Below are 22,096 nucleotides of genomic sequence, written 5' to 3'. Positions count from 1 at the left end.
ATTTCTTTGACGGAAGTGGTCAGGGAGTGACCAGAGTGCAACGCCCCTCCCCGCGCAGCACGGCTGCGAGGGATCCGGGTTGTTGAATCGAAAAGACAATTATCGGCAAGCGCGCCTCGCGGGCAAGCGCAAACGCCGCCGTATCCATGATCTTGAGGTCTTTGCGGATGACCTCGTCATGGGTGATGTGATCATAGCGGGTAGCAGCGGGGTCCTTCTTGGGATCGGCGGAATAGATGCCGTCGACCTGCGTGCCCTTCATCAGGACGTTGCATTCCAGCTCCGCCGCACGCAGTGCACCGCCGGTGTCGGTGGTGAAGAAGGGATTGCCGGTGCCGCCCGCCAGCAGCACGACACGGTCCTTGGCCAGATGCTCCATCGCCTGCTGGCGCGTATAGGTTTCGACCACCGACGGCATGGCGACGCCGGACATGGCGCGAGCGGATTGGCCGAGGGAAGCGAGTTGGGCTTCGAGCGCGATGACGTTCATTACGGTGGCGAGCATGCCCATCGAGTCGGCCGCAGGCCGCGACAAGCCCATACCGGCGATCTGCGAGCCGCGGAAGATATTGCCGCCGCCCACGACCACGCCGACTTCCACACCCAGCTTGACCGCTTCGATGACGTCTTCGGCGATCCGGCGCACCGTGCCGCGATCGATGCCGAAGGCCTCGCCTCCCATCAATGCCTCACCGGAAAGCTTCACCAGGACGCGTTTATAGGGAAGTACCGCCATGACTGCTCTCCGATTCGCTGGCCACTTATACAACAGGCGGCTTTAAGCCGCCTGTTGTCGATCTCGATCATCCACATGGCCGAAGTGCGGCCAAGGGTCGTTGGAATAGAAGATCAGGCGGCGTGACCAGCCTGAGCGGCAACTTCGGCTGCGAAATCGCTTTCCTGCTTCTCGATGCCCTCACCCAGAGCGTAGCGGATGAAGCCAGCCACCTTGATCGGGCCGCCGGCAGCACCTTCGCTCTCCTTGATGGCCTGGCCGACCGACTTGGAGGGATCGAAGATGAAGGGCTGCTCGAGCAGGGTTACTTCCTTGAAATAGGTCTTGATGCCGCTCTCGACGATCTTGGCGATCGCAGCTTCCGGCTTGCCCTGCTCGCGATACTTTTCGGCGAGAATGGTCTTCTCACGCTCGACAATCGCGGCATCTACGCCAGCGGCATCGACTGCGACCGGGTTCGAAGACGCGACATGCATGGCAATCTGACGGCCGAGTTCGGCGAGCTTCTCGGTATTGCCAGCGGACTCCAGCGCGACAATCACGCCGATGCGGCCCTTGTTGGCAACGACCGGGTTGTGGATATAGGTCGCCAGGGCGCCCTGCCCGACCGAGACGATCTTGGCACGGCGAAGCGACATGTTCTCGCCGATCTTGGCAACCGTGGCGGAGATCTTCTCCTCGACCGTGCCGCCGCCCGGGAAGGCAGCCGCCTTGAGGGCCTCGACGTCCTCGCCGGTCTTCAGAGCCACTTCGGCGATACCGCCGACCAGATCCTGGAACTCGGGGTTACGGGCCACGAAGTCGGTTTCGGAATTGACTTCCACGGCAACGCCCTGGTTGCCTTCGACCAGCAGGGCGACAAGCCCTTCGGCAGCGACACGACCAGCCTTCTTGGCGGCCTTCGACAGGCCCTTCTTGCGCAGCCAGTCAACGGCGGCTTCCAGATCGCCGGCGGTCTCGGTGAGCGCTGCCTTGCAATCCATCATGCCCGCGCCAGTCTGTTCGCGCAGCTCTTTCACCATGGCGGCGGTAATGTTCGACATTGCAGGATACCTCTTTGGGAAACCGGAACAGGTCCGGTGATGGGAAGCGGCCCGGCGCTTACCACTCCAACATCACAATTGGAAGGCGAGCAACCGGGCCGTGTTCAGGGATAGATAGGGAGGCTGCAACGAAATTGCAGCCTTCAGACCGTGTCAGGCGCCGGCGACCAGATTGCGGGCCAGTTCCACCCAGCCGTCACGATCGATACGACCGTTGAGCTTGAGCTCGGCATCGACCTTGGCAACGTCGGCCGGGGTCATGGCGGCGACCTGCCAATAGTGCCACAGACCACCCTCGTTGAGCTTCTTCTCGAGCTGCGGGCCGACGCCGGTCAGCTTGGTCAGATCGTCGGGCGCGCCGCGCGGAGCGGACAGGAGCTCGAAAAGCTCACCCGAAGCGGCTTCGTCGGCAACCGGCAGTTCCTCGACCAGCGGCGCTTCTTCGGCGCCGATGTCGAGACCCATGTCGCCATGGGCGCGGGAGATGCCGTCGAGAGCGGCACGGGCGACGAGATCGCAATAGAGCGACAGAGCGCGGCCAGCGTCGTCATTGGCCGGAATCGGGAAGGTAATGCCATCCGGATCGGAATTCGAATCGAGGACGGCGGCCACCGGGATGTTGAGGCGGCGGGCTTCCTTGATCGCGATGTCTTCCTTGTTGGTATCGATGATGAAGATCAGGTCGGGGGTACCGCCCATGTCCTTGATACCGCCGAGGGCGCGCTCGAGCTTGTCGCGCTCACGGGTTAGGTCGAGGCGCTCCTTCTTGGTGTAGCCCTGCTGGGCGCCACCGGAGAGCAGCTCGTCGAGCTTGCGCAGACGCTGGATCGAGTTGGAGATGGTCTTCCAGTTGGTCAGCGTGCCGCCGAGCCAACGCGAATTGACATAATACTGGGCCGAACGGCGGGCCGCATCGGCAACCGCGTCCTGAGCCTGGCGCTTGGTGCCGACGAACAGCACGCGACCGCCACGGGCGACCGTGTCCGACACCGCCTGCAGAGCGCGATGGAACGCAGGAACCGTCTGGGCGAGGTCGATGATGTGGATGCCGTTGCGCACGCCGAAGAGATAGGGCCCCATCTTGGGGTTCCAGCGGTGCGACTGATGGCCGAAATGGGCTCCAGCTTCGAGCAGCTGGCGCATGGAAAAATCTGGCAGTGCCATAGAGTTGTAACTCCGGTTTGATAAGGCCTCCGCGGACATCTACCGTGCCTGCCTCGCCGCGCCATAGCGGACGAAACAAAACACGGCACCGGAGCGGCAGGGCCGCTTCGTCCGCGTGTGGAATGGCGCGCTCTATAAGGGGATGTGGGCGATTAGGCAAGGACAAATGCTGAAAAGGCACACGCCTCGCTCCCTTCGTCCAGCGCACAAGCTGAAATCCGCATCACGGCCTTCAAGACCGGCGCACCATGTGCGCCCTACTTCGCTCACACGCCGCTTCCCCGCATCACATCTGCATGACGGTCGCTACACCCGGGATCGCCTTGATCGCACCGGCGATCTGCGGGGTCACCAGGAATTTGCCGGGCAACTTCAACTCGACCTCCCGCATGCCGCCATCCAGCTGCAGGATCAGGAAGACCTCCCCCTCCCCGCGCTGGCCCAACCGCTTGGCGACCGATTCAAGGGCCAGCTCGCCTTGCAGGAAAACCTTGATGCCGCGTTGGGTCTTGGCGGTGGCGTTGTCGAGTTTTTCGGCCGTCACGATGCGAATGCGTACATCGTCTCCTTCATGAGCGGCCTGCACGCCGACCAGCACGGCCGTGCCCGGCTCGAACAAGTCACGATATTGCGCCAGGCCTTCCGAGAAGATCACGGCCTCGAACTGGCCCGAGGCGTCGGAGAGCATGATCACGCCCATCTTGGAGCCGGTTCGGGTCTTGCGCTCGGAACGTGACAGCACGGTCGCCGCCAGGCGCCCTGCCGTGGCCCCCTGCTTCACTTTCTGGGTGAATTGTGCCCAGGACGGCACCTGCAGGCGCTCCAAGGCGGTGACGTAGGCATCGAGCGGATGGCCTGAAAGGAAAAAGCCGATCGCGTCGAACTCGCGTTGTAGACGGTCGGCGGGTTCCCACGGCTCGACAACAGTACCTTTCAGTGGCTCGGGCGTCGAAGCGGAGCCGAACATGTCGGCTTGTCCATCACTCTTCTCGGCATGGGCGCGCTGCGCCTGCGCCATGATGGCATCGATGGAGGCGGTGATGCGCGCCCGATCACGGTCGAATTCGTCGAAGGCTCCCGCCGCCGCCAAGTTTTCGAGAATGCGCTTGTTGATGGCCTTGGGATCGATACGCCGCGCGAAGTCGCCGAGGTCGAAGAAGGGCTGGTCACCGCGAATCTCGACCAGGCGCTCCATCGCCGCCAGGCCGACGCCCTTGACTGCACCGAGAGCATAGCGGATCGAGCCGTCATGGACCTCGAAGTCAGGCCCAGAGCGGTTGATGGAGGGCGCCTCGACCTTGATGCCGAGCCGACGCGCTTCCAGGCGGAATTCGGCGAGCTTGTCGGTGTTCGACATATCCAGCGACATCGACGCCGCCATGAACTCGACCGGGTAATTCGCCTTGAGATAGGCGGTCTGGTAGGAGACCAGCGCATAGGCGGCCGCGTGGCTCTTGTTGAAGCCGTAATCGGCGAACTTGGCGAGATAATCGAAGATCTCGTCCGCCTTGGCCTTCTGAGTCCCCCCTCGACGGCGCCTTTGACGAAGCGCACACGCTGGGCATCCATCTCCGCCTTGATCTTCTTGCCCATGGCGCGGCGCAGCATGTCGGCCTCGCCCAGCGTATAGCCGGAGAGGATCTGCGCGATCTGCATCACCTGTTCCTGGTAGATGATGACGCCATAGGTCTCTTCCAGGGCCGGCTTGAGCTGGTCGAGCATGTAGTCCGGCTCTTCAAGCCCCTTCTTACGGGCGTTGTAGACCGGAATATTGGCCATCGGGCCCGGGCGGTAGAGGGCTACCAGCGCGATAATATCCTCGAAACGGTCGGCGTTCATGTCGAGCAGCGCCTTGCGCATGCCCGCGCTTTCCACCTGGAACACACCCACCGTCTCGCCACGGCCGAGCATTTCATAGCTCTTCCTGTCATCGAGAGGCAGGCCTGCAAGATCGAGATCGATGCCGCGCTGCTTGAGGAACATCAAGGCGCGCTGCAGCACGGTGAGCGTCTTGAGGCCGAGGAAGTCGAACTTCACCAGGCCCGCCTGCTCCACCCATTTCATGTTGAACTGGGTGGCCGGCATCGGCATCGAGGTCTTCGGATCGTGATAGAGCGGCACCAGCTCCACCAGCGGACGATCCCCGATCACCACGCCGGCGGCATGGGTCGAGGCATGACGATAGAGCCCCTCCAGCTTCTGGGCGATGCTGAGCAGGCGCTCGACGGTAGGATCGTCCTTGGCGGATTCGCGCAGCTTCGGCTCGTCCTCGATCGCCTTGGCCAGCGTTACCGGATTAGCCGGGTTCTGCGGCACCAGCTTGCACAGCTTGTCGACCTGGCCATATCCCATCTCCAGCGTACGCCCGACGTCGCGCAGCACGCCGCGCGCCTGCAGGGAGCCGAAGGTGATGATCTGCGCGACCCGATCCTCTCCATATTTCTCCTGCACATAGCGGATGACCTCGTCACGCCGCTCCTGGCAGAAGTCGATGTCGAAGTCCGGCATCGAGATACGTTCGGGATTGAGGAAGCGCTCGAACAGCAGGCTGAAGCGCAGCGGATCGAGATCGGTGATGGTGAGAGCGTAGGCAACCAGGGAGCCTGCACCCGATCCACGCCCCGGCCCGACTGGGATTCCCTTCCCCTTGGCGTGCTTGATGAAATCAGCCACGATCAGGAAGTAGCCGGGGAATTTCATGCGCTCGATGATAGAAAGCTCGAATTCCAGCCGCTTGGCGTAGCTGTCTTCGGTGTGGCCAGGAGCCGGCCCATGCGCGGCCAGCCTGGCCTTGAGGCCTTCCTCGGCCTGGCGACGCAATTCGACGGCCTCGTCGACGGGGGCGCCCGTCTCGTCAAGACCCGTGGAGAAACGCGGCAGGATCGGCTTTCTCGTACGCACGCGAAAGGCACAACGCTTGGCAATTTCAATAGTATTTTCAATAGCCTCTGGAAGATCCTTGAACAAGGATACCATTTCTGCCCGGCTCTTGAAGTAATGGTTCGGCGTCATTCGCCGCCGATCCGTCTCGGCTAGGATGCGGCCTTCGGCGATTGCCATCAGCGCATCATGCGGTTCGCTGTCGGCCCGCGCGGCGAAATAGACCTCGTTGGTCGCCACCAGTGGCACGTCGGTCGCATAGGCGAGTTCCAGAAGCGGAGCCTCGACCTGTTGCTCTTCCGCGCTGTCATGGCGCTGCACTTCGACATAGAGACGATCGGCGAACATCGCCAGCAGGCGCTGCAGCCGGATCCTCGCGAGATCGTCAAGCCCCTCGCGCAGAGCCATGTCCAGTGGACCGGAGGGGCCGCCCGTCAGTGCAATCAGGCCCTCCTGGAACTCGGCCAGGCGCCCGATAGAAACATGCGCCTCCTCGCCGTTGGCAGGATCCATGTAGCAATGGGAAGACAGCGCCATCAGATGGCCATATCCCACTTCGCTCTGAGCCAGCAGAATCATGCGCGGCAAACGCCGCTGGTGCAAAGGCCGCCGGTCCGAGGCATCCTCGCGGTCGGCGAAATTGATCGCCAGCGAGATGCCCATGATCGGCTGGATGCCGCTACCGGCGAGCTTTTCGGAAAACTCCAGCGCCCCGAACAGATTGTTGGTGTCCGTCAACGCCAGGGCCGGCATGCCGTCGGCCTTGGCGAGATCGGCAAGCTTGGGGACCTTCATCGCCCCCTCGAGCAAGGAATAGGCCGAGCGGACATTCAAATGGACGAAGCCCGGACCGTTCGCCTTCCCCTCCGCCATGACACCTCCGCTTTGCTCTGGCCGGCAGCGCGACTCGCTGCCTGCCTTCCCCTATGGTTTATGGCAATCCGGCCGGGCACCATAGCTGACTTTCTACCCCAGCCACGGATGGCCACATCAGCGTCACATCTTCGCCACTGCCCCTTGTTGAGAGCCTGTGGACAAGTGTGGACAAATCTGGCTTAAACGCCGCTCAGGAAGCTCGTCCACATGGCGAGCATGACGAGGAACAGGCTCATCGAGGCGATGGCGGCGAAATCTTCCGTGAAACGAGCAAACATAATGTTCTCCTCTCTTCGATAGAGACATCTTGTTCACGTTTTGTTCCGAGTCAAGCGCATCGTCGCCGAACCGCCATCTTATGTCGCGCTTATGTTCCCCTGACGCGAGCCATCAGCACTCGCGCCCGCATCATCTCAACGGAATTTTCTCGATATTATTCAAGATGTTATGCGGCACGCCCCTGCTTGTCGGGGCCGATCGATTCCGGCGTTTACCATAGTGAGAAGCGCCGTTCGCAATCGGGCGTTCACCGTCACAATTGTCAGTTGAGCTCGACGATATGACCATCGCGCAGGGTGACGCGGCGGTCCATGCGCGCCGCCAGATCGAGATTGTGGGTCGCGATCAGGGCCGCCAGACCGGACGCACGCACCAGCGCCGTCAGCGTGCCGAAGACATGATCCGCCGTACCGGGGTCGAGATTGCCCGTCGGTTCGTCGGCCAGGATGAGATGCGGGGCATTGGCGACCGCACGGGCAATGGCGACACGTTGCTGCTCGCCGCCCGACAACTCGTTGGGCCGGTGGCCGAAGCGCTGACCGAGGCCAAGGAAGGTCAGCAATTCTTCGCCACGCTGTCGCGCCTCGCGGCGTGACAGGCCCCGGATCATCTGCGGCAGAATCACATTCTCCAATGCCGAAAACTCCGGCTGGAGATGGTGGAACTGGTAGACGAAGCCGATCGAATTGCGGCGCAGGCGCGTGCGTCCGGTATCGTTCAGGTCGGCTGTGGAATCGCCGGAGATCAACACATCTCCGCCATCCGGCCTCTCGAGCAGGCCGGCGATGTGGAGCAGGGTCGATTTGCCGGCCCCCGAGGGAGCGATCAGCGCTACCGACTGCCCCGGCATCACCACGAGGTCCACGCCGCGCAGGATGCGCAGTTCCGTGGGGCCCTGCTGGTAGCTCCGTTCGACTGCCCGTAGCTCGAGGGCTGGAATTTCACCCGACATGCTCATCGGCTTAGCCTCCCCTCAACGCTTCGACCGGGTCGAGCTTGGCGGCCCGCCAGGCGGGATAGAGCGTTGCCAGGAAGCACAGGATCAAAGTGGTGACGACCACCACGGTCACTTCCGTCGGATCGGTCTTGGCCGGCAGGCGCGAGAGGAAATAGATCTCGGAGGCAAAGAGCTGCGTGTTTGACAGCCAGGAGATGAATTCCTGGATGTTCTCGATGTAACGACATACCAGCAGGCCCAGCAGCAGGCCGACTATCGTGCCGAGCAGGCCGATCGCCATGCCGGTGATGAAGAAGATGCGCAGCATCGCGCCACGCGTCGCGCCCATGGTGCGCATGATGGCGATGTCGGTCTGCTTGGACTGCACCAGCATGACCATGCTGGAGACGACCCCGAGCGCCGCCATGATCACCAGAATCAACAGGATCATGAACATCACGTTGCGCTCGACCTGCAGGGCCGTAAAGAAGGCTGAATTGCGCTGGCGCCAGTCGACAAGGGAAACCGGACGTCCCGCTGCCGTCTTGATCGCCTCGCTCTCGGACTGCACGCGGTCGGGGTTCTCGATATAAACCTCGATCGCCGTGGCATCCCCGTCCCGGTTGAAATAGGCCTGCGATTCCTGCAGCGGCATGATCACGAAGCCACTGTCGATATCGGACATGCCGACCTCGAAGGTGGCGACGACCGGATAGACCTTCATGCGCGGCGTGGTACCGAAGGCTGTCTGGTCTCCCTTGGGAGAGATCAGGGTAATGCCGTCGCCGATCTGCAGGCCGAGCGAGGATGCGAGCCTGGCGCCGATCACCACGCCCTGCCCCTGGTCGAAATTGTCCAGCGTGCCGTCCTTGATATTGTTGGCAAGCCCCGGCAAGCGCTTGAGATCCTCGAGCTTCATGCCGCGCACCAGGGCGCCGCTCGCCGAGAAGGGCGACGACACCAGTACCTGTCCTTCCACGAAGGGAACAGCCAGGGTCACGCCGGGCACCTTGGCGAGGCGGCTGGTAACCGCATCATAGTCAGTCAGCGGCGTCTCATAGGGAGAGACGACGATATGCCCGTTGAATCCGAGGATCTTGGATTGCAGTTCGACACGAAAGCCGTTCATCACCGACATCACGATGATGAGAGCGGCGACGCCGATGAGGAAGCTCAAAAAGGACAGAACGGCAATCAGAGAAGCCACTCCGCCCTTGCGATGCGGCATCAGATAGCGCAGGGCCACCATCCACTCGAAGGCGGAGAAAGGCGGCGTTCCGGTCGGTTCCGACGATGTCGTGGCTGAAGCAGACGCGTTCATGGCATTCCAGGTGGGGCGCGAGGCCTCTTACTCTGCGAGAATCGCGGCGTTTGCACGGCAAAAATTCAGCGATGCCCAGCTTTGCCACGGCTTTTTGACGCTCTAATCGAGGCGCCTCTTGCGCAATGACGAAGATCCCATTGAGATTAGTCGTTACAATTCAAATGAATACAAAAATTTCTTGATAAACAACAAAAACGCCGCGAGTGCCTCTGGCACGCGCGGCGTCGATGAGGTCAGCCTGCCGGCCGCAGCGAACCCGGCTCAGCCCACCAGGACGAGCGCGTCCGAGGGGGTCAGCAATTGGCGTTCGCCGGTGCGGCGGTTCTTCACCTCGACCTTGCCCTCCGCCAGGCTCTTGGGACCGACGATAATCTGCCAGGGCAGGCCGATCAGATCCATCTTGGCAAATTTGCCGCCGGGCCTTTCATCGGTGTCGTCGAGCAAGACGTCGACCCCCTTGGCGCCGAGCTGAAGATAGAGATCGCCGCAGGCAGCATCCACCGCGCTGTCGCCCGGTTTGAGATTGATCAGGCCGACCTTGAACGGCGCGATCGCCTCCGGCCATATGATACCAGCCTCGTCATGGCTCGCCTCGATGGCCGCGCCGGCGACGCGGGTGGGCCCGATGCCGTAGGAACCGCCATGCACGGGAATGAGGGAACCGTCGGGACCTGCGACGACGGCCTTCATCGGCGCGGAATATTTCGTGCCGAAATAGAAGATATGCCCGACCTCGATGCCGCGCGCGGAGACCTGCTTGTCGGCCGGCAGGGCGTCGAAGGCAGGCTTGTCGTGCTTCTCCTCGGTCGCCGCATAGAGCGAAGTCCATTGATCGACGATCGCCTGCAGCCCGGCCTTGTCGTCGAAATCCGTGCCCGCCGAGGGCGGTGCCATCGACAGATAGTCGCGATGGCAGAACACTTCGCTCTCGCCCGTCGAGGCCAGGATGATGAATTCATGGCTGAGATTGCCACCGATCGGGCCGGTATCGGCCACCATCGGAATCGCAGTCAGACCGAGCCGCGCGAAAGTGCGCAGATAGGCCACGAACATCTTGTTGTAGGAATGCTGCGCACTGGCCTGGTCGAGATCGAAGGAATAGGCATCCTTCATCAGGAATTCGCGCCCGCGCATCAGGCCGAAACGGGGGCGGATCTCGTCCCTGAACTTCCACTGGATATGGTAGAGGTTGAGCGGCAGGTCCTTATAGCTGCGCACATAGGCACGGAAGATCTCGGTGATCATCTCCTCATTGGTCGGCCCATAGAGCATCTCGCGCTCCTGACGGTCCCGAATGCGCAGCATTTCCTTGCCATAATCATCATAGCGCCCGCTTTCGCGCCACAGATCGGCGGATTGAATGGTCGGCATCAGCAATTCGATGGCGCCGGCACGATTCTGCTCTTCGCGAATGATCGCGTTGATCTTGTTCACCACACGCAGGCCAAGTGGCAGCAATGCGTAGATTCCGGCCGCTTCCTGACGGATCATGCCCGTGCGCAGCATCAGACGATGGGAAACAATTTCTGCTTCCTTCGGCGTCTCGCGCAGAATAGGCAGGAAATAACGGCTCAAACGCATAGGACAAACCTTCTCCAAGCAGCCGGCGACCTCTGCTGCGCCGGGTAAGACATGTGGCAAAATCGCGATTCAAGATGAAAGGACGCGCCGATCGAGACCGTGACACGCCTGTCCGGCAAATCGCTTTCGATCGCCAGCTCATGGCAGCTTGACCCGATCCCTCGTAAAAACACAAGGGTAAGACCAGCAAAACCGCCATTATTTGGCAATTTGCGCGCACAACACGATGAGTGCGATGCTACCTGTTCGTTCATCAACTGCCCACGAGCGGCGCAGCCTGGTAAAACGACGCGCACAAATTTTAAGCAAAGATATTAATTTTGTGCCGATCGCTGCACAAAGACGTGACAAGCAAAAAAACTTCGTCTAGCGTCCGTCCCGTCAACGACAGGGCATCCGAACTCAGCAATGAGTAGAAGGAAGTCAGGGTCCAAGTCTTGGGAGGAAGCCCGCAGGCGCCGCCGGTGAACAAACCGTTGTCGAGCAGCCGTCCTGACACTTCAAACAGCACAAAGATGCGTGAAGGAAGTCTCAGGAAGATGGGTTAGGACGAGGTCTAGAATAAGGCGAGGCTCGCAAGAGCCTCGCCTTTTTTAATGCAAGTTGGCGTAACGGCATGTTGCATCATGCGGACGCATCGTGACAACCACATGACAATGTCGGATCGGCGGAAGCTCCGTCGCAATGGCGACAGCATCGCCGGGTGGAATCGGATTTTTCCCAAAGCAGATTGCTCCTGCCCGAGGCCGCGGCTCGGGCAGGAGTAATCTGCAGAATATCAAACGCTTGCAAAGTTTCCCGATTTTGCCCACGAATGGGCGGCATCGGGAAACTTTGCTTAGCTTCGCATTGTCTGCCTGATCGATTTACTTTAGCCTTTGCCGGCTGTGTGACGTGCGGCAGAACTGAGGCGAAGGCCGGCAGTTATCAGCGCCTCCCCAGACTGTATTGAGCACGTTGAGCCTGTGATCGATGAGCCGTAGCCCTGTCTCGCAACCCGCGCGGATCGCGCCGCTGGCGGTCTTGCCGGTCTTCTATCGCCTGACCGGCAAACCCGTCCTGGTCATCGGCGCGAGCCAGGCCGCCCTGTGGAAGGCCGAGCTGCTGGCGTCGACCGGCGCCGAAGTTCGCGTCGCCGCGCCCGACGCGAACGACGCTCTGGCGCAATTATGCGCCCGCGAGGATGTGAGTGTCCGCCACCTCGCCCGCTCCTGGCACGAGGCCGATCTCGACGGCATTGCCCTGGTCGTCGCCGATGTCGAGGACGACGAGCAGGCCGCCCATCTCGCCGCCGCCGCGCGCCGGGCCGGTACGCCCGTGAATATCGTCGACCGACCGGCCTTCTGTGATTTTCAGTTTGGTGCAGTGGTCAACCGTTCGCCACTGGTGGTGGGCATCTCGACCGACGGGGCCGTCCCCGTCTTCGCGCAGGCGATCCGCAGCCGAATCGAGATGTTGCTGCCGACCGGTTTCCAGAAATGGGCGGAGGCTGCCCGCAACTGGCGTCCCCTGGTGCAGGCGCACAACCTTTCCCTGCAGGCGCGCCGGGCGATCTGGGAGCGTTTCGTCCATGCCGCCTTCCGCCATCCGGAGCGCGTGCCGGGCGAGGCCGAACGCGCCGACCTCCTCGCCACAATCGAGCAGCAGGAAAAAACCCCGGCACACGGCAGCGTCGCCTTGGTGGGCGCGGGTCCGGGGGATCCGGAGCTGCTGACCTTGAAGGCCGTGCGCGCCCTGCAATCGGCGGATGTCATCCTGCATGACGATCTCGTCTCCCAGGAAGTGCTCGATTTCGCCCGCCGCGAGGCCGAGCGCATCATCACCGGCAAACGCGGCCATCGCCCGTCCTGCAAGCAGGACGACATCAACGCTCTGATGGTTTCTCTGGCCAGGGACGGCAAGCGCGTGGTGCGGCTGAAAGGCGGCGATCCCCTGGTGTTTGGGCGGGCCGGCGAGGAAATCGCCGCCTGCCGTGCCGCCGGCATTGCCGTCGAGGTCATTCCCGGCATCACTGCCGCTTCCGGAGCCGCCGCGAGCCTGGAAGTCTCCCTTACCCACCGCGACCACGCGAGGCGCCTGCAATACATCACCGCCCATGCCAAGAACGGCAAGCTGCCGGATGATCTCGATTGGAAGGCGCTTGCCGATCCCGCCGCCACCACTGCCATCTATATGGGCAAGCTGGTCGTCGCCGAAGTCGCCACGCGCCTGCTCGAGGCCGGCATGGCAGCGGATACGCCGGCCATCATCGTGGAATACGCCACCCATGTGCGCGAGCGCCGTTTCCATACCGCGATCGGCGAAATGGCCGGCGTCTTTGCCGCCAACCAGCTCGACGGCCCCTGCATCATCCTGTTCGGCCAGGCCATGTCCGAGGCAAGGCGCGACCGCCCAAGCTGAACGGCACCCGTCTCCGCGGTACAGCTTCCGTTAAGGAAAGATTTGCCACCCTCCTTCCATGGTGGACCGCAGATTCGCGCCCGCCGGGTGTTTGAACGACAGGAGTTCTCCATGAAAAAACTGATTCTCGCGGCCGCTCTGGCCACGATGGGCTTTGCCGGCCTTTCGACCGGTGCCTCGGCCATGCCCGCCACTCCCGGCATCGGCGCGGATTCCAGCCTCGTCGAGACCATCGCCTATGGCTGCGGCCGTGGCTTCGTACCCAATCGCTGGGGCCGTTGCGTACCCAACCAGCGCCCCGCCCCCGCCTACCGTCCCGGTCGCTTCTTCCCGGATACCCCCGCTTATCGCCGCGGCCCGGTGCCGGCCAATCGCAGCGGCTACGGACGAGCCTGCCCGCCCGGCACGCGTCTGGGTCCACGCGGCGGCTATTGCCACCCTGCCTATTGAAATCGCACGAGACTTCACCCGTCTCACCAAGCCCGGCAAGGTCCATCCTTGCCGGTTTTTTGAGCCACTGGGGACGTCCGCTTCAAAACCCGCTTATGCTCTCACGCCGGCGAAGCCATTTGCGGATGATTTCGGTCAGATAGGCTGTCGAGCCAAGATCACCAATCCGACACGCAGCGACCGTACAGACCCGGATACGTGCCGGGCGGGCAGCTTCGACGCGGAACGGCCCAATAGCGTGGGCCGTCGTAATAGCCCGGCCCATCGAAGTAACCCGGACTGTCATAATGATAGGGACGCACATAATATCTCGGTGCTTCGGCATATCCATCGCCGTAACGCGGTCCCCGATAGCCGCGGCTGTTGGGCACACAGCGTCCATAGCTGCGATAATAATTGCGCGGGCATCCGTCCGCCACGGTTTGCAGTAGTGGATCTTCTACGCTAGCCGCAGGCACCACCGGCATGGCGGAAGCAGGCGCAGCAGCAAGGCCTGCCGAAGCAAAGCCCATGGCTGCTGCATAAGCGGCAATAACCCATTGTCTCATCACACGCTCCTCGAGCGAATCCAGCGCGATATAAACGCAGCGCGGGAAGCGTTCGTTCCGCGCCAGCGGCGACCCCTCTTCCAGTGTATGGTGGTGGCCAGAGCATTCATAGGCAGCTTCGAATTCTTCCTCATATTTCTGGTGTAGTGCGCGCCCGCCTACCAGGCCTGTGCATTTCGCGTCTCTCATATGACGAGAAACTGAAATCGGGGCTTGCGCATCAGAGCGAAAAACCCTATTCAGCCCACGCTCAATGAGCGTCGGAGCGTAGCGCAGCCCGGTTAGCGCACTAGTCTGGGGGACTAGGGGTCGGAGGTTCGAATCCTCTCGCTCCGACCATTTTTCTGAATATTTCGAATATGTCAGCCCTTCTTCGCGTGAAGCGAAGAGGCGTAGGCTTGGCACGGTCCGAGCCAATATTGGCAAACGCAGCCGATGCCGTCAGGTTCCCGCTGTTAAAAGTCATTGCCCAGGACTTCATCAAGCCCGACCACGTCGATACGGTGCTTCCGCTCTACAGGGAACTGGTCGCCAAGACGCGCCAGGAACAGCACTGCATCGCCTATGACCTTTTCATCGACCAGAAGGACCCCGGCCATTTCGTCTTCGTCGAGGCATGGCCCGATCGCGCAGCCCTCGACGCCCATTGCCGTACCGAGCATTTCAAGCGGCTGGTGTGCCAGATCGATGCCCATCAGCGCCAGCCGGGCACCTATATTCTGATGGATTCCTTCGAGGTTTGAGCATGGTGCGGTTTATCCGTGTCTGTTTTCGATCATGGATTTGATATAGAACAAAAAGAGAACAAAATACTGGACAAGCACATGTGTGCGGCATAGGGTCCTGCCCTCAACCGAAGGTAATCGACATGCTCGACGGTTATTTCGATGGCACGCACATGCCCGCTGCCCGGCCGGAAGAAGTCGCGGAAATCGCCCGATTGGTCGATAAGGCAGGCGGCAGCGGCGCAGCCCTGCTGACGCTCTACCGTTACGCCCTGCAGGCCCAGACTTCGCTGATCAATCGGGACAGGCTGATCGCAGAATTGAAGCGCCAATCCGATCGGCTCGAGGACGAAGATCTTCACGAAAGAGTGGATGGCGACGCCCAGGGTGTCCCGATCGACTGGATCGTCAGCCGCGAACTGAAGCGGACCGACGGCAATGCCATAACGGCATTGCGACGGGCGATTCGCCGCAATGTCAGGCTCGACGACGAACTCGACCGTCTGGCAAGCCTGCTGGAGGCGGCGGGCAATCCCCTCAGCCTATCTGGCAAGCCATGACCGAGCCTCTGACAGGGCCGAAGTCTACCCTGCGTCGGGCTGACGAGGTTGTACCGCTCAAGGTCGAGGAGGCGATCGCTGCTTGCGGTGGCGATGCAGGCGCGACGGTTCGCGCCCTGCTTGTCATGATCGATCATCTGAGGGCCGAACTCGCCGCGCGGGACGGCGAGATTGCGGCGCTGGCTGCCAGCGTGTCGCGCGGTTACGCGCGGGGCCTTGGTGAGCGCCCCCTCCCCGGCTGGCGTGCTCTCCCCCGCCTGGATGACAAAGCGCTTCGCAAGCCCGAGGATTGAGAGATCACCGCCAAAGCAAATCGCACTTTCAGAGCATGCCGATCGGAAAAAACGACAATGGCGACACGGAATTCTGCTTCGACCCCCGCATCGAGCTATGCTTTGGCACATACGCATGACACCAGCGGCAAGATACCGCCAGTCAGCCATCTGCAAATCGCGCAGGCGTAATGCTGCCCCTATGTGGCTATGCCGCTGTAGCTATCAGAAAGACTGCGCAACACAGGGCCTCTACGCTCACCAGACGGCTCGTGCCGCGGTGACCGCATCACAGTGCGTGTGTGTTCAGCACCAAACGATGTCGCAGGCGATCTTCGGATCGAGGCTGTGTTTGCCGGGAGCAGCCACCTGTTTCGTCTGCTTCGCAGCCATAGCCGGCGAACGCCAATCAATCACCGTATCGATAATCAAAATAGCGATCACCAGGACAACCAGAAAACCCGTGATCATTTCACTCAGATCCATGACGAACCTCCACCAGCCGGTTCCCGATCCGGCCATGAGGGACCCAGCCCTTCATTTCAACGCATGAATTCTGCGCTTGTTCCTACTATCCTTCAAGTTTAAATCGTCATCGAGTACCAAAGCTTGACGCTATTTTGCAGCGCACACATGCTGCTGCATCGCAAACAAAAGAAAAGCCGGCTGCTGGCGCGCCGGCTTTTCCTGAAAATCTGACGGTATACCGAAAGACTCTGCGGTTCGTTTAGGCTGCCGCCTGGAGCTGATCAGCGGCCAACTTGCCCGAACGCCGATCCTGGACCAGTTCATAGCTGATCTTCTGGCCTTCGCGCAGCTCATAAAGGCCGGCCCGCTCAACCGCACTGATGTGGACGAACACGTCCTTGGAGCCATCATCGGGCTGAATGAAACCGAAGCCCTTCTGGGCGTTGAACCACTTTACGGTACCTGTGCTCATCGTGAGCTATTCCTTCAACGTAGTGAGAGCCAAAGCCCGCAGCGAAGCGGACCCAGCGAGTGTCGAATTTTGGTGAGAGCTTGTCTGCGCGCATCCAGCGAGTGCCGTGACGCGAGGCCAAGTCGTTCGGCCGAAAATCGATGGCGACAGGCTGCCTCATTGAAATCGAGCGGTCAAGACAAAGCTGCGACAAAATGCGCATTTTTGCATCTGTGTCGCCTTTCTGAAACGCCAATAACAATATAGCGCCAATCCAGCCGAAATCTTCCAAGCAGAACATCAAGGCTGCAATTCCGCAGCACATGTCTGATCCTGCTCTTGCGAATTCACTACGCTTCAATTCACTTTCCTGTCACACAATCCTCTGACTTTTCGCTGGAACAGCATTCACGCAGATCAAAAATCGCACCCGGGAGCAGTGGACACCTTGCCTTTCCTCCGCACCGGCACGCCGGAATGGCCTTAACCATGACGCAGGGCGGTTGGCACCCTGCCCCCGCTTGCGGCTATAAGGACGGAACCGGGAAGGCAGGCGAAGGACCGAAAAGGACGATGGACGGTGCGAAGCCAGAGATCGCGATATTGGTGCCCTGCTACAATGAGGCAGTGGCAATCCAGGCCGTCATACAAGGCTTCCACGCGCAGCTGCCCTCGGCCGTCATCTATGTCTATGACAACAATTCCTCCGACGACACCGCGCTCCTGGCGAAAGAAGCCGGTGCCGTCGTGCGCCATGAGGCTCGTCAGGGCAAGGGACATGTGATCCGCCGCATGTTCGCGGATATCGAGGCGGACATCTACATCATCGTCGACGGCGACAATACCTATGATCCCGCCAGTGCTCCGGCCCTCGTCGAGGCCTTGCGCGCCGGTCCCCTCGATCTCGTCAACGGCGTACGGGTGGCTGATGGCGAGATGGCCTACCGCCCCGGACATCGCTTTGGCAACCGGATGCTCACCCGCCTTGTCACTCGCTTCTTCGGCTCGTCTTCGCGTGACATGCTGTCAGGGTACAAGGCGATGTCCCGGCGCTTCGTCAAGACGTTTCCGGCCCTTTCGACCGGCTTCGAGATTGAGACCGAATTGCTCGTGCACGCCCTCGAAATGTCGCTTCCGCTCGGCGAGATCGAAACCTTCTATCGGGAGCGTCCGGTAGGCTCGCAGAGCAAGCTGCGTACCGTGCAGGACGGTATGCGCATTCTTAAACTCATTGCCAAACTGGTGAAGGAAGAACGGCCGCTGCTGTTCTTCAGCTGGGTCGCGGGCCTGCTTGCTCTACTGTCGCTCGCCATCGCCACACCGGTGGTGCTGGAATATCTTGAATTCGGCTCGGTGCCGCGCTTGCCGACGGCCGTGCTCGCCACCGGTCTGATGCTGTCGGCCATCATCGCTTTCTTTTCCGGCATGATCCTCGACACGGTCACGCGCGGACGCAGGGAACTCAAGCGCCTGCATTATTTACGCTATGCCCCCGTCCGCTAGTCCCTCTTCGGAGCGGTCCTTGCGCTGGCGGCTATGCTGCTTTGCCTTGGCCGGCTTCGTCGGTTTCGCCTTCGATGCCGGCATTCTGACCGCCCTGGTCAATCTCGGCCTCGATGCCCGTCTGGCGCGCCTGGTCTCCTTTGCCTGCGCCATGGTGGTGACCTGGCTGATCAACCGCTCGCTTGCCTTCGGCGACCGGGCCGGCTCCGACATCGTGTCCGAGTTCCTGCGCTATTTATCCGCCAGCGTGCTGGCGGCCCTGATCAATCTCGGCGCTTTCATGGCGCTGGTCACCCTCGGCGGGCCCTTTGCACGATGGCCGGTGCTCGCCGTGGCGGTTGCTATCGCGCTGTCGATGAGCCTCAATTTCTGGAGCTATCTCAAGGTCGTCTTCGCGCCGAAGCCGAGGACTCCAGATAGGCCGCCATAAGAGTCTCTCTCGCGATATGATGGAATCATCCCCGATCGCAAAAAAAGCGCCTCACACGGAGACGCTTCTTCGCTCTGCCGCTGAGCCTATCGGCCGAAGCCCGGGATGCCTGCGGTCATGCCGCGCGCGAGCTGCGTGACGAAGTTGAGATCGCCACCGGCCGTCGGCGTCGTACGGGTGATCGAATCGAACACCACGCCGTCCTTCAGACCGTAATTGGCGACGCGCGACACCCGGCCATTGGCGAAGTAGACGGCCAGCACATTGCGGTCGACCAGGTGCGGCGACAGGAAGGCCACCGGCCGCGAGGTGGTCTGAGACACATAGTACCAGGCCTGGCCGTCGAGGGTGGACTGGGTCGAGGGCGTGCCGAGCGCTTCCAGCACCTGGGCCTGGGTCGTGCCGGGCTTGATCGCCGACAAGGTGCTCTCGGTCACCACGATACCGTGCACATTGGTCTCGCCGATCGAGCCGCAGCTTTGCAGCAGCCCAGCCAGCGAGATGACGACAGCGGCCGCCAGCACGGGAGACCGGAAACGGGGGGGCAACACAACTATACTCACTTTGGCCTCCATCGGGCACACAGGCTCGTTCGCCACATCGTCGCGTGGGCTCTGGCGTAACCCGCTCGCGCACGAAATTCAACCTTGGCGCTCAGGGAGCATCCACTTATATGGAGCGTCCGCTATAGAGTGCGGTCTTCGACCGGATCGTCGCCGGGCCGCGGGCATGGTCCCGCCCCCCGGACCCCCTGTCGAATATCCCTGCTGGTGAAGGAGCTCATGTTCGGCCTGTTTCGCAATAGAGCGCGCGAGGCGCAGATTGCCCGCCTCTACGACCAGATCCTGGCGCAGAGCCGCGATCCCGCACTGTTCCTCGAAGGACGCGTCCCCGACACGGTGGAAGGGCGCACGGACATGATGCTGCTGCATCTGTTCCTGCTCATGCACCGGCTCAATGACGAGCAGGGTGATATCCGTGAGATCGCCCAGGGCGTATGCGACCGCTTTTTCGCTGAGCTCGACCGCGCCATGCGGGAAATGGGCGTGGGCGATCTCACCGTGCCCAAGAAGATGCGCAAGATCGCCGACATCTATACGGGATGCTCGTCTTCCTATGGCAATGCCTTGCACAAGCCCGATGACGAAGAACTCACCCAGGTCCTTCTGCGCAACGTCTATGCACGCGACGAGGCGAGACTGCCTCAGGCGCAGGCTCTCGCCGGCTATGTCCGGCGCGCCTCCAAGGCCCTTGCCGATGCATCGCTGGCGAATCTTGCCAGCAATTCCCTGCCCTTCCCCACCCCAGCCCTAGGTGAGAGCGCATGACCAATGAAACGCCCCACTTCTCGCGTCCGGTCCACCTGCGCGAGGTTCCGCCCACCGGCCGCCACTTCGTCATCGAGACGAACGAGGACGAGCGCCGGGCCATCGCGCGGCAGCTCGGTGTTCCTGATGTCGCCGCCCTCACGGCCAAGCTTCATGTCACACCCTTCCGCAAGGATGGGCTGGCGGTCGATGGCACCATTCGTGCCCGCCTGACACAGATCTGTGTCGTCACGGCCGAGCCGTTCGAGAGCGAGGTCGACGCTCCCGTCGATGTCCGCTTCTCACCGGATGGGCAGGATCCCAATGCCGAATTCGATCTGGCCGAATTGCACAACCCGGATGCCGAGGATCCGCCGGACCTGCTGTCCGGCGACACCATCGATCTGGGTGCCATCGTCTGCGAGTTCCTTGCCCTGGCGCTCGATCCCTATCCGCGCAAGCCGGGTGCGGCCTTCGAGGGCGACGAAGACGAAGCGGGCCTCTCTCCCTTCGCCGCGCTCAACAAGTTGAAGGACAAGGATTCTTAAGAGCAAAGGACGTTTTCGTTAAAATGCGCTTTGCTCCGGCTCCTTGTTTCGATGCGTCTTTGCGAAACCTGCCGTGCCCAGCAACGGGCAAAAGCCGTAGCAAACGCCTTTGATCGAACACGATTGTGTGAGATCGCACGTCCTGGAGCCGCGATTCATTGATCCGTTACGGGCCTGGACCTATCCACACCGTATGAATTTCTGCCTTTTGGAGAAGTAAATGTCGTTGAAGCGTCTGATGGCCGGGGTTGCACTCGGCGTTGGCTTGCTGGCATCCGGCCAGCCCGTCTTCGCTGCCGAACCGCTGGACAAGCCGGCGGTCGAGGCGATCGTCAAGAATTACCTGATGGAGCATCCCGAGGTCATCGTCGACGCCATCAACGCCATGCAGGCCAAACAGGAAGCGGCGGCGTCCGAGCGCCAGAAGAAGCTGCTCTCCGACAGCATGGATACCATCCTCAACGGGTCGCAGAACGCCGTACTGGGCAACCCTCAGGGCGATGTCACGCTGGTCGAATTCTTCGACTACAATTGCGGCTACTGCAAGCGCGGCCTCGCCGACATGGTCAAGCTGCTCGATACCGACAAGAAGCTCAAGGTGGTGCTGCGCGATTACCCGATCCTGAGCGAAGGCTCCAAGGAAGCCGCCGTGGTTGCCCTCGCCGTCAAGAAGCAGTTGCAGGGTGACAAGTTCATGCAGTTTCATCAGACCCTGCTGACCACCCGCGGCGCCGTCGGCAAGGATCGGGCGCTGCAGGTGGCGGAGGACTCCGGTGTCGACATGACCAAGCTGCAGACCGACATGAAGGATCCGGCCTTGCTGCAGGGGCTCGCCAGCACCATGCGCCTCGGCGAAGCACTGGGCATCAACGGCACGCCCTCCTATGTGCTCGGCAGCGAGATCACGCCCGGCGCCGTCGGCTACGACGCCTTGAAATCCAAGATCGATTCGCTGCGCAAATGCGGCCAGACCGCCTGCGGCTGAGCCGGACAGAACCTTCTGCGTGCAAAGCAGGCGGTTTTTCACCGCCGGCTTTGCCTTCCTGGATCGAGCGCCCTATAAGGAGCGTTCGCAGCAAAAGGCCCGTTGCAGCACGCTTCGGGCTTTCAATTTATGGTCCGATTGGCAAGCATGGCGCTCGTCTACATTCTGAATGGCCCCAATCTCAATATGCTGGGTGTGCGTGAAACGTCCGTCTACGGCACGCTCGACCTCGGCGGTATCGAGACGTTGGCCCGGGCGCGCGCGGAACAATTGGGCCTGACCGTCGAATTCCGGCAGACCAACCACGAGGGCGTGCTGCTCGACTGGGTGCACGAGGCCTATCACAAGGGAGCAGTCGGATTGATCATCAATCCCGGCGCGCTCACCCACACCTCGATCGCTCTGCACGATGCGATCAAGGCTGTTAGCCTGCCGGTAATCGAACTGCATCTATCCAACGTGTTCGCGCGCGAAAGCTTCCGGCACCACTCCTGGGTCTCGCCGGCCGCCAAGGGCGTGATCTGCGGATTTGGCCCCAAGGGCTATGAACTTGCCCTCGAAGCACTGGCTTCGAGCGTATCGGCTCAATGAATGACGGGGCCTCGGCCCCGCGGAAACGCAAGGCATGA

At 61.5% G+C, this 22,096-nt stretch carries 21 protein-coding genes, 1 tRNA gene and 1 pseudogene; 12 read left to right on the top strand and 11 right to left on the bottom strand.

Annotated features, from left to right (window positions below; translation table 11 throughout):
* Window positions 1-19: 19 nt before the first annotated feature.
* The 7 genes and pseudogenes from pyrH to proS all read right to left on the bottom strand — a co-directional run bounded on the left by pyrH (window position 20) and on the right by proS (window position 10,820).
* Window positions 20-736: a UMP kinase gene (pyrH, locus tag ACN6KF_RS06465; protein ID WP_434956047.1), complete on the bottom strand. Its 717-nt coding sequence runs from the start codon at window positions 734-736 to the stop codon at window positions 20-22.
* A 113-nt stretch (window positions 737-849) separates the two neighbouring features.
* Window positions 850-1,779, bottom strand: a complete 930-nt coding sequence (tsf, locus tag ACN6KF_RS06460; RefSeq protein ID WP_434956046.1) for a translation elongation factor Ts — start codon at window positions 1,777-1,779, stop codon at window positions 850-852.
* A 153-nt stretch (window positions 1,780-1,932) separates the two neighbouring features.
* Window positions 1,933-2,943: a 30S ribosomal protein S2 gene (locus ACN6KF_RS06455; RefSeq protein WP_434956045.1), complete on the bottom strand. Its 1,011-nt coding sequence runs from the start codon at window positions 2,941-2,943 to the stop codon at window positions 1,933-1,935.
* A 286-nt stretch (window positions 2,944-3,229) separates the two neighbouring features.
* Window positions 3,230-6,696, bottom strand: a pseudogene (gene dnaE, locus ACN6KF_RS06450) (DNA polymerase III subunit alpha).
* Between the two features lie 544 nt (window positions 6,697-7,240).
* Window positions 7,241-7,936 carry an ABC transporter ATP-binding protein gene (locus ACN6KF_RS06445; RefSeq protein WP_434956044.1) on the bottom strand — a complete coding sequence of 232 codons (696 nt, stop codon included), beginning with the start codon at window positions 7,934-7,936 and terminating at the stop codon, window positions 7,241-7,243.
* Between the two features lie 4 nt (window positions 7,937-7,940).
* Window positions 7,941-9,236 carry a lipoprotein-releasing ABC transporter permease subunit gene (locus ACN6KF_RS06440; RefSeq protein ID WP_434956043.1) on the bottom strand — a complete coding sequence of 432 codons (1,296 nt, stop codon included), beginning with the start codon at window positions 9,234-9,236 and terminating at the stop codon, window positions 7,941-7,943.
* A gap of 264 nt (window positions 9,237-9,500) precedes the next feature.
* On the bottom strand, window positions 9,501-10,820 hold the full coding sequence (proS, locus tag ACN6KF_RS06435; RefSeq protein ID WP_434956042.1) for a proline--tRNA ligase: 1,320 nt from the start codon (window positions 10,818-10,820) through the stop codon (window positions 9,501-9,503).
* Between the two features lie 972 nt (window positions 10,821-11,792).
* Between proS and cysG the strand changes: the two genes are divergently transcribed.
* Window positions 11,793-13,220 carry a siroheme synthase CysG gene (gene cysG / locus ACN6KF_RS06430; protein ID WP_434956041.1) on the top strand — a complete coding sequence of 476 codons (1,428 nt, stop codon included), beginning with the start codon at window positions 11,793-11,795 and terminating at the stop codon, window positions 13,218-13,220.
* A gap of 111 nt (window positions 13,221-13,331) precedes the next feature.
* Window positions 13,332-13,670 carry a GCG_CRPN prefix-to-repeats domain-containing protein gene (locus ACN6KF_RS06425; protein WP_434956040.1) on the top strand — a complete coding sequence of 113 codons (339 nt, stop codon included), beginning with the start codon at window positions 13,332-13,334 and terminating at the stop codon, window positions 13,668-13,670.
* A gap of 158 nt (window positions 13,671-13,828) precedes the next feature.
* Here the strand turns inward: ACN6KF_RS06425 and ACN6KF_RS06420 are convergent, their stop codons facing one another.
* Window positions 13,829-14,218: a hypothetical protein gene (locus ACN6KF_RS06420; RefSeq protein WP_434956039.1), complete on the bottom strand. Its 390-nt coding sequence runs from the start codon at window positions 14,216-14,218 to the stop codon at window positions 13,829-13,831.
* Window positions 14,219-14,479: 261 nt separating this feature from the next.
* Between ACN6KF_RS06420 and ACN6KF_RS06415 the strand changes: the two genes are divergently transcribed.
* The 4 genes from ACN6KF_RS06415 to ACN6KF_RS06400 all read left to right on the top strand — a co-directional run bounded on the left by ACN6KF_RS06415 (window position 14,480) and on the right by ACN6KF_RS06400 (window position 15,796).
* Window positions 14,480-14,557: transfer RNA gene (locus tag ACN6KF_RS06415), tRNA-Pro, on the top strand.
* Between the two features lie 80 nt (window positions 14,558-14,637).
* On the top strand, window positions 14,638-14,961 hold the full coding sequence (locus ACN6KF_RS06410; protein WP_434956038.1) for a putative quinol monooxygenase: 324 nt from the start codon (window positions 14,638-14,640) through the stop codon (window positions 14,959-14,961).
* A gap of 125 nt (window positions 14,962-15,086) precedes the next feature.
* Window positions 15,087-15,503 (top strand): hypothetical protein, encoded by a 417-nt coding sequence (locus tag ACN6KF_RS06405; RefSeq protein ID WP_434956037.1) that lies wholly within the window; start codon window positions 15,087-15,089, stop codon window positions 15,501-15,503.
* The gene (locus tag ACN6KF_RS06400) at window positions 15,500-15,796 is read left to right on the top strand and encodes a hypothetical protein (protein ID WP_434956036.1); all 297 of its coding nucleotides are present in this window, start codon (window positions 15,500-15,502) and stop codon (window positions 15,794-15,796) included. The genes ACN6KF_RS06405 and ACN6KF_RS06400 overlap by 4 nt, the downstream gene beginning before the upstream one ends.
* Window positions 15,797-16,081: 285 nt before the next feature.
* Here the strand turns inward: ACN6KF_RS06400 and ACN6KF_RS06395 are convergent, their stop codons facing one another.
* Complete coding sequence (locus tag ACN6KF_RS06395) at window positions 16,082-16,261, bottom strand: hypothetical protein (RefSeq protein WP_434956035.1); 180 nt, start codon at window positions 16,259-16,261, stop codon at window positions 16,082-16,084.
* A gap of 241 nt (window positions 16,262-16,502) precedes the next feature.
* On the bottom strand, window positions 16,503-16,715 hold the full coding sequence (locus ACN6KF_RS06390) for a cold-shock protein (RefSeq protein WP_434956034.1): 213 nt from the start codon (window positions 16,713-16,715) through the stop codon (window positions 16,503-16,505).
* 552 nt (window positions 16,716-17,267) lie between these two features.
* Between ACN6KF_RS06390 and ACN6KF_RS06385 the strand changes: the two genes are divergently transcribed.
* Both ACN6KF_RS06385 and ACN6KF_RS06380 read left to right on the top strand, forming a co-directional pair.
* Entirely contained in the window at window positions 17,268-18,197 is a 930-nt protein-coding gene (locus ACN6KF_RS06385; RefSeq protein WP_434956033.1) for a glycosyltransferase family 2 protein, read from the top strand.
* Between the two features lie 19 nt (window positions 18,198-18,216).
* Window positions 18,217-18,627, top strand: a complete 411-nt coding sequence (locus ACN6KF_RS06380; protein ID WP_434956032.1) for a GtrA family protein — start codon at window positions 18,217-18,219, stop codon at window positions 18,625-18,627.
* Between the two features lie 86 nt (window positions 18,628-18,713).
* On the opposite strand, the gene ACN6KF_RS06375 is transcribed toward ACN6KF_RS06380, so the two are convergent.
* Window positions 18,714-19,190, bottom strand: a complete 477-nt coding sequence (locus ACN6KF_RS06375; protein ID WP_434956031.1) for an outer membrane protein assembly factor BamE — start codon at window positions 19,188-19,190, stop codon at window positions 18,714-18,716.
* 219 nt (window positions 19,191-19,409) lie between these two features.
* Here ACN6KF_RS06375 and ACN6KF_RS06370 point away from each other — a divergent pair, with 219 nt between their 5' ends.
* From ACN6KF_RS06370 to aroQ, 4 genes are all read left to right on the top strand, one after another.
* Entirely contained in the window at window positions 19,410-19,955 is a 546-nt protein-coding gene (locus tag ACN6KF_RS06370) for a ubiquinol-cytochrome C chaperone family protein (protein ID WP_434956030.1), read from the top strand.
* Complete coding sequence (locus ACN6KF_RS06365; RefSeq protein ID WP_434956029.1) at window positions 19,952-20,482, top strand: YceD family protein; 531 nt, start codon at window positions 19,952-19,954, stop codon at window positions 20,480-20,482. Before ACN6KF_RS06370 ends, ACN6KF_RS06365 begins: the two co-directional genes overlap by 4 nt.
* A 220-nt stretch (window positions 20,483-20,702) precedes the next feature.
* Window positions 20,703-21,467, top strand: a complete 765-nt coding sequence (locus ACN6KF_RS06360) for a DsbA family protein (RefSeq protein ID WP_434956028.1) — start codon at window positions 20,703-20,705, stop codon at window positions 21,465-21,467.
* Between the two features lie 147 nt (window positions 21,468-21,614).
* Window positions 21,615-22,058, top strand: coding sequence for a type II 3-dehydroquinate dehydratase (gene aroQ, locus ACN6KF_RS06355; protein WP_434956027.1), 444 nt, complete (start codon window positions 21,615-21,617; stop codon window positions 22,056-22,058).
* Window positions 22,059-22,096: the final 38 nt, after the last annotated feature.

The organism is Labrys methylaminiphilus subsp. lupini (genome assembly GCF_051161885.1).
Classification (GTDB): domain Bacteria; phylum Pseudomonadota; class Alphaproteobacteria; order Rhizobiales; family Labraceae; genus Labrys.
The sequence above is the reverse complement of the archived record's forward strand: the minus strand, read 5'-3'. Positions and strand labels throughout refer to the sequence as shown.

Bases quoted from the DNA above. Each gene is read 5' to 3' on its own strand.
- pyrH (WP_434956047.1), bottom strand. From the start codon at position 736: ATGGCGGTACTTCCCTATAAACGCGTCCTGGTGAAGCTTTCCGGTGAG.
- tsf (WP_434956046.1), bottom strand. From the start codon at position 1,779: ATGTCGAACATTACCGCCGCCATGGTGAAAGAGCTGCGCGAACAGACT.
- ACN6KF_RS06455 (WP_434956045.1), bottom strand. From the start codon at position 2,943: ATGGCACTGCCAGATTTTTCCATGCGCCAGCTGCTCGAAGCTGGAGCC.
- ACN6KF_RS06445 (WP_434956044.1), bottom strand. From the start codon at position 7,936: ATGAGCATGTCGGGTGAAATTCCAGCCCTCGAGCTACGGGCAGTCGAA.
- ACN6KF_RS06440 (WP_434956043.1), bottom strand. From the start codon at position 9,236: ATGAACGCGTCTGCTTCAGCCACGACATCGTCGGAACCGACCGGAACG.
- proS (WP_434956042.1), bottom strand. From the start codon at position 10,820: ATGCGTTTGAGCCGTTATTTCCTGCCTATTCTGCGCGAGACGCCGAAG.
- cysG (WP_434956041.1), top strand. From the start codon at position 11,793: ATGAGCCGTAGCCCTGTCTCGCAACCCGCGCGGATCGCGCCGCTGGCG.
- ACN6KF_RS06425 (WP_434956040.1), top strand. From the start codon at position 13,332: ATGAAAAAACTGATTCTCGCGGCCGCTCTGGCCACGATGGGCTTTGCC.
- ACN6KF_RS06420 (WP_434956039.1), bottom strand. From the start codon at position 14,218: ATGAGACAATGGGTTATTGCCGCTTATGCAGCAGCCATGGGCTTTGCT.
- ACN6KF_RS06405 (WP_434956037.1), top strand. From the start codon at position 15,087: ATGCTCGACGGTTATTTCGATGGCACGCACATGCCCGCTGCCCGGCCG.
- ACN6KF_RS06400 (WP_434956036.1), top strand. From the start codon at position 15,500: ATGACCGAGCCTCTGACAGGGCCGAAGTCTACCCTGCGTCGGGCTGAC.
- ACN6KF_RS06395 (WP_434956035.1), bottom strand. From the start codon at position 16,261: ATGGATCTGAGTGAAATGATCACGGGTTTTCTGGTTGTCCTGGTGATC.
- ACN6KF_RS06390 (WP_434956034.1), bottom strand. From the start codon at position 16,715: ATGAGCACAGGTACCGTAAAGTGGTTCAACGCCCAGAAGGGCTTCGGT.
- ACN6KF_RS06385 (WP_434956033.1), top strand. From the start codon at position 17,268: ATGGACGGTGCGAAGCCAGAGATCGCGATATTGGTGCCCTGCTACAAT.
- ACN6KF_RS06370 (WP_434956030.1), top strand. From the start codon at position 19,410: ATGTTCGGCCTGTTTCGCAATAGAGCGCGCGAGGCGCAGATTGCCCGC.
- ACN6KF_RS06365 (WP_434956029.1), top strand. From the start codon at position 19,952: ATGACCAATGAAACGCCCCACTTCTCGCGTCCGGTCCACCTGCGCGAG.
- ACN6KF_RS06360 (WP_434956028.1), top strand. From the start codon at position 20,703: ATGTCGTTGAAGCGTCTGATGGCCGGGGTTGCACTCGGCGTTGGCTTG.
- aroQ (WP_434956027.1), top strand. From the start codon at position 21,615: ATGGCGCTCGTCTACATTCTGAATGGCCCCAATCTCAATATGCTGGGT.